Source organism: Kitasatospora indigofera (assembly GCF_014655955.1).
Classification (GTDB): Bacteria; Actinomycetota; Actinomycetes; order Streptomycetales; family Streptomycetaceae; genus Kitasatospora; species Kitasatospora indigofera.
In genome coordinates this window covers 1-5791 of the sequence record NZ_BNBO01000110.1, presented here as the reverse complement: position 1 = coordinate 5791, position 5791 = coordinate 1, and the positions used below count along the sequence as shown (strand labels likewise).

At 76.1% G+C, this 5791-nt stretch carries 2 protein-coding genes; both read right to left on the bottom strand.

The window, feature by feature from the left end:
* Positions 1-1718: type I polyketide synthase (locus tag IE329_RS39470; RefSeq protein WP_190215894.1), on the bottom strand; the 1718-nt coding region annotated here is incomplete at its 3' end.
* 206 nt (positions 1719-1924) lie between these two features.
* Positions 1925-5791, bottom strand: a 3867-nt coding sequence (locus IE329_RS39465; RefSeq protein WP_190215893.1) for a type I polyketide synthase, incomplete at its 5' end; no start/stop codon positions are given.

Below are 5791 nucleotides of genomic sequence, written 5' to 3'. Positions count from 1 at the left end.
CCCTGCCCGGTGAACAGGAACGCCAGCGAACCCGCCCCCACCGCCGAACCGGTGAGTCCGCCGCCGGCCGCCACCGCGTCGAGCCCGGCGAGGTAGCCGGCCCGGTCCTCGGCGACCACGACCGCCCGCTCGTCCAGCCGGGCCCGTGCGGTGGCCAGGGTGAACCCGACGTCCGCCAGGCCCAGTTCCTCGTCGGCGCGGACCCGCTCGGCCAGCCGGGACGCCTGCTCGCGCAGCGCCTCCGGCGTCCGGGCGGAGAGCACCCAGGGGCGCGGCAGTACGGCGGCCGGAGCCGGCGCGGGCGCCTGCTCCTCCTCGTCCGCCGGGGCCTCGTCCACCGGCGCCTGCTCGATCACCACGTGCGCGTTGGTGCCGCTGGCGCCGAAGGCGGAGACACCCACCCGGCGCGTCCCCTCCACCGGCCACGGCCGGGCCTCGGTCAGCAGCCGGACCGCGCCCGCCGACCAGTTGACGTACGGGGTGGGCTCCTCGGCGTGCAGCGTCTGCGGCAGGACACCGTTGCGGATCGCCTGGACCGACTTGATCACGCCCGCCACCCCGGCGGCCGCCTGGGTGTGGCCGATGTTGGACTTCAACGAACCCAGCCAGAGCGGCTGATCGGCCGGCCGGTCCTGCCCGTAGGTGGCCAGCAGCGCCTGCGCCTCGATCGGGTCGCCGAGCGAGGTGCCGGTGCCGTGCGCCTCCACCGCGTGGACGTCCGCCGCCGTCAGCCGGGCGTTCTCCAGGGCCTGCCGGATCACCCGCTGCTGGGCCGGGCCGCTGGGCGCGGTCAGGCCGTTGGACGCACCGTCCTGGTTGACCGCCGAGCCGCGCAGCACCGCCAGCACCTCGTGGCCGTTGCGCCGGGCGTCCGACAGCCGCTCCACCAGCAGCAGGCCGACGCCCTCCGCCCAGCCGGTGCCGTCCGCGCCGGCGCCGAAGGCCTTGCAGCGGCCGTCCGCCGAGAGGCCGCGCTGGCGGGAGAACTCCACGAACCCCTGCGGGCTGGCCATGATGCTCACGCCGCCCGCGAGGGCGAGGTCCGACTCCCCCGAGCGGAGCGACTGCGCGGCCAGGTGCAGGGCCACCAGCGAGGAGGAGCAGGCCGTGTCCACGGTCACCGCCGGGCCCTCGAAGCCGAAGGAGTACGAGATCCGGCCCGAGGCCACGCTGTCCAGCCCGCCGATGCCGAGGTACCCCTCCAACTCGCCCGGGGCGTCGTGCATCCGGGGCGTGTAGTCGCCGCCGGCGATGCCCGCGAAGACCGCCGTCCGGCTGCCCTTGAGCCCGGTCGGGTCGATGCCGGCCCGCTCGAAGGCCTCCCAGGCGGTCTCCAGCAGCAGCCGGTGCTGCGGGTCCGTGGCGAGCGCCTCGCGCGGCGAGATGCCGAAGAACTCGGCGTCGAAGTCGGCGACGGTGTCGAGGAATCCGCCGTGCCGGGTGTACGAGGTGCCGGTGTGGTCCGGGTCCGGGTCGTAGAGGCCCGCGAGGTCCCAGCCGCGGTCGTCGGGGAACTCCGAGACGGTGTCCACGCCGCCCGCGACCACCTGCCAGAGGTCCTCCGGCGAGGCGATCCCGCCCGGGAGGCGGCAGGCCATGCCGATGATGGCGATCGGCTCCCGACGGCCGGACTCGACCTCCTGGAGGCGCTTCTGGGCCTGCCGGGCGTCGGCGAGTGCCCGCTTCAGGTACTCGCGGAGCTTCTGGTCGTTGGACATTACTGCCTCTCACATCTCACGTCGGGCACAGCGCGCTTCGGGTGCTGCTCACGTCGGGTGCTGCTCCATCGGTACTGCTCACATCGGTACTGCTCGCATCGGGTGCTGCTGACATCGGTACTGCTCAGGTCAGGTGCGGCCCCCGGGGTGCGGCCCCGGGCCGGGCCGGGCGCGACCCGCGTCGCGCCCGGCCCGCTCCGCGCGGGTCAGAGGGACTCGGCGCCCCGGTCCATCAGCTCGAACAACTCCTCGTCGGTCGCCGTCTCAAGGTCCAGCTCGTCCTCCACCGAGAGCAGCGCGTCGCCGGTGTCCCAGCGGTCCACCAGGGCCCGCAGGCGGGCCAGCACGGAGTCCCGGTCCTCGTCCTCGCCGGCCGGCACGGCCAGCGCGTCCTCCAGCGCGGACAGCGAGGCCAGCACCGTCAGCGGCTCCGGCTCCCCGCCCGGCGCGGGCAGTTCGGCCACCACGTAGGCGGCCACCGCCGCCGGGGTCGGGTGGTCGAAGACCAGCGTGGCCGGGAGCTCCAGGCCGGTCGCGGCCCCGATCCGGTTCCGCAGCTCGACGGCGGTCAGCGAGCTGAGGCCGAGGTCGCGGAAGGCCTTGTCCGCCGCGACCCCCGCGGTGCCGGTGTGCCCGAGCACCAGGGCCGCCTCGGTACGCACCAGCTCCAGCAGCACCTCCTCCCGCTCGGCGGCGGCCAGCCCGGCCAGCCGGCCCAGCCAGGCCGCCTCGGCCGGGGCGGCCTGCGCGGCGGCCAGGCCCAGCGCGGTGCCGACCGTGCTGTTGGTGACGGTCGCGTCCAGCCAGTAGCGCTGCCGCTGGAAGGCGTAGGTCGGCAGCTCCACCCGGCGGGCGCCGGTCCCGGCGAAGACCGCCGGCCAGTCCACCGGCACGCCGCGGACGTACAGTTCGGCCGCCGAGGCGAGGAAGCGGTCGAGTCCGCCCTGGTCGCGGCGGAGCGAGCCGACCGCCACCGTGCCGCGCGCCGCACCGGCCGACTCCAGGGTCTCCTGCAGCGGGACGGTGAGCACGGGGTGCGGGCTGACCTCGACGAAGGTGCTGTGCCCCTGCGCGGCCAGCGCCCGGGTCGCCTCCTCGAAGCGGACCGTCTCGCGCAGGTTCGTCACCCAGTAGCGGGCGTCCAGCCCCGAGGTGTCGAACCAGTCGCCGGTCACCGTGGACAGCAGCGGCACCGTGCCGGTGCGCGGCCGGACGGGGGCGAGCAGGTCGAGCAGTTCCGCCCGCAGGTCGTCGACCTGGGCCGAGTGCGAGGCGTAGTCCACCTGGATCAACCGGGCCCGGACGGCCTCGTCCTGGTACTCGGCGACCAGCTCGGCCAGCGCCTCCGGCTCCCCGGAGACCACCACCGAGGACGGTCCGTTCACCACCGCGACGGACAGCCGTCCGCCCCAGCGGTCGATCCGGGCGGCCACCTCGGCCGCCGGCAGGGCCACCGAGGCCATCCCGCCACGGCCGGACAGGGCGAGGATCGCCCGGCTGCGCAGCGCCACCACCCGGGCGCCGTCCTCCAGCGTCAGGCCGCCCGCCACCACCGCGGCGGCGATCTCGCCCTGGCTGTGGCCGACCACCGCGTCGGGGCGCACCCCGTAGGACTGCCACAGTCCGGCGAGCGAGACCATCACGGCCCAGAGCACCGGCTGCACCACGTCCACCCGGTCCAGGCCGGGGGCGCCGTCGGCGCCGCGCAGCACGTCCAGCAGCGACCAGTCGGTGTGCGGGGCGAGCGCCTCGGCGCAGGCCTCGATCCGGTCGGCGAACACCGGGGCGGAGTCCAGCAGTCCGACCGCCATCGCGGCCCACTGCGAGCCCTGCCCGGGGAAGACGAACACGGTCTTCCCGGTGAGGTCCGCGGTGCCGCGCACCAGGCCGGCGGCGGACTCGCCACGGGCCAGGGCCGGCAGGCCGGCCGGGTCGCCGATGACGACGGCCCGCTCCTCCAGCGCGGCCCGGGTGGTCACCAGCGAGTAGGCGGTGTCCACCGGCCCGGCGCCGCCGTCCAGGTGGCCGGCGAGCCGGCCGGCCTGCTCCTGGAGCGCCTGCGGCGTGCGGCCGGAGAGCACCCACGGGAGCACGGCCGGGGCGGTCGTCGGCGTCTCCTCGACGGGGGCGTCGGGGGCCTGCTCGATGATGACGTGCGCGTTGGTGCCGCTGACGCCGAAGGAGGACACCGCGGCCCGGCGCGGGGCGCCGGTCTCCGGCCAGTCCCGCGCCTCGGTGAGCAGCTCGACCTCGCCGGAGGCCCAGTCCACGTACGGGGAGGGCTCGTCCACGTGCAGTGTCTTCGGCAGCACGCCGTGGCGGATCGCCTGCACCATCTTGATCACGCCGGCGGCGCCGGCCGCGGCCTGGGTGTGGCCGATGTTGGACTTCAACGAACCCAGCCAGAGCGGCCGTTCGCCCGACCGCTGCTGCCCGTAGGTGGCCAGCAGGGCCTGCGCCTCGATCGGGTCGCCGAGGGTGGTGCCGGTGCCGTGGCCCTCCACCGCGTCCACCTGCTCCGGGGCGAGCCCGGCGTTGACCAGCGCCTGGCGGATCACCCGCTGCTGGGCCGGGCCGCTGGGCGCGGTCAGGCCGTTGGACGCGCCGTCCTGGTTGACCGCCGTCCCCCGGACCACGGCCAGCACCCGGTGCCCGAGCCGGCGGGCGTCCGACAGTCGCTCGACCAGCAGCAGGCCGACGCCCTCCGCCCAGCCGGTGCCGTCCGCCGCCCCCGCGTACGCCTTGCAGCGCCCGTCGGTGGAGAGCGCCTTCTGCCGGCTGAACTCCACGAAGGTGGTCGGGGTGGACATCACCGCCACGCCACCGGCGAGCGCGAGGTCGCACTCGCCGCTGCGCAGCGACTGCGCGGCCAGGTGCAGGGCCACCAGCGAGGAGGAGCAGGCCGTGTCGACGGTGACCGCCGGACCCTCGAAGCCGAAGGAGTAGGAGATCCGGCCCGAGGCGACGCTGCCGGCGGTGCCGTTGCCGAGCCAGCCCTCCAGTTCGGCCGGGATCTCCCGCACCCGCGGGGCGTAGTCGTGGTACATCACGCCGGCGAACACGCCCGTCCGGCTGCCGCGCAGGGCGTTCGGGTCCAGTCCGGCGCTCTCCAGCGCCTCCCAGCCGGTCTCCAGCAGCAGCCGCTGCTGCGGGTCCGTGGCGAGCGCCTCGCGCGGCGAGATCCCGAAGAACTCGGCGTCGAAGTCGGCGGCCCGCTCCAGGAATCCGCCGTGCCGGGTGTACGAGGTGCCGGGCTTGGACGGGTCCTCCGAGTAGAGCGACTCCAGGTCCCAGCCGCGGTCGTCGGGGAACTCCGTGACGGCGTCCCGGCCTTCGCTGACCAGCTGCCACAGCTCGTCCGGCGAGGTCACCCCGCCGGGCAGCCGGCAGGCCATCCCGACGATGGCGATCAGGTCGTCCTCGGGGCGCCCGGCCGCCGGGGCGGCGGGAGCGGCGACCGGGGCCGGCGTGCTGCCGAGCAGTTCCTCGCGCAGGTGCTCGGCGAGCGCCTGCGGGGTCGGGTGGTCGAACACCAGGGTCGCGGAGAGCCGCAGCCCGGTGGCCGAGTTGAGCCGGTTGCGGAGTTCGACGGCGGTCAGCGAGTCCACCCCGAGCGCGGTGAAGGCCTTGCGGGCGCCGATCGTCCCGGTGTCGGTGCCGAGCACGGTGGCCACCTCGGCCCGGACCAGCTCCAGCAGGGCGGTGTCCCGCTCGGCGTCGTCCGGCAGGGCGGTCAGGCGCTGGGTGAGCGAGGAGGTCGTCCCCGCGCCCACGCCGGCCCGGGCCGCCCGCCGGGCGGGCCGGACCAGGCCCCGCAGCAGCGGCGCGACCGGCTCGCCGGCGGCGGCCAGGGCCGCCAGGTCGAGCGGCGAGGGCACCAGGACGGGGGCCTGGGCCCGCTGCCCGGCCGCGTCGAACAGTGCGGCGCCCTCCGCCGAGGTCAGCGGGCGGATGCCCAGCCGGGCCAGCCGAGCCAGGTCGGTGCGGCTGAGCCGGCCGGTGATCCCGCTGGCCTGCTCCCACTGGCCCCAGGCCAGGGACTGGGCCGGCAGGCCCTCGGCGTGCCGACGGAC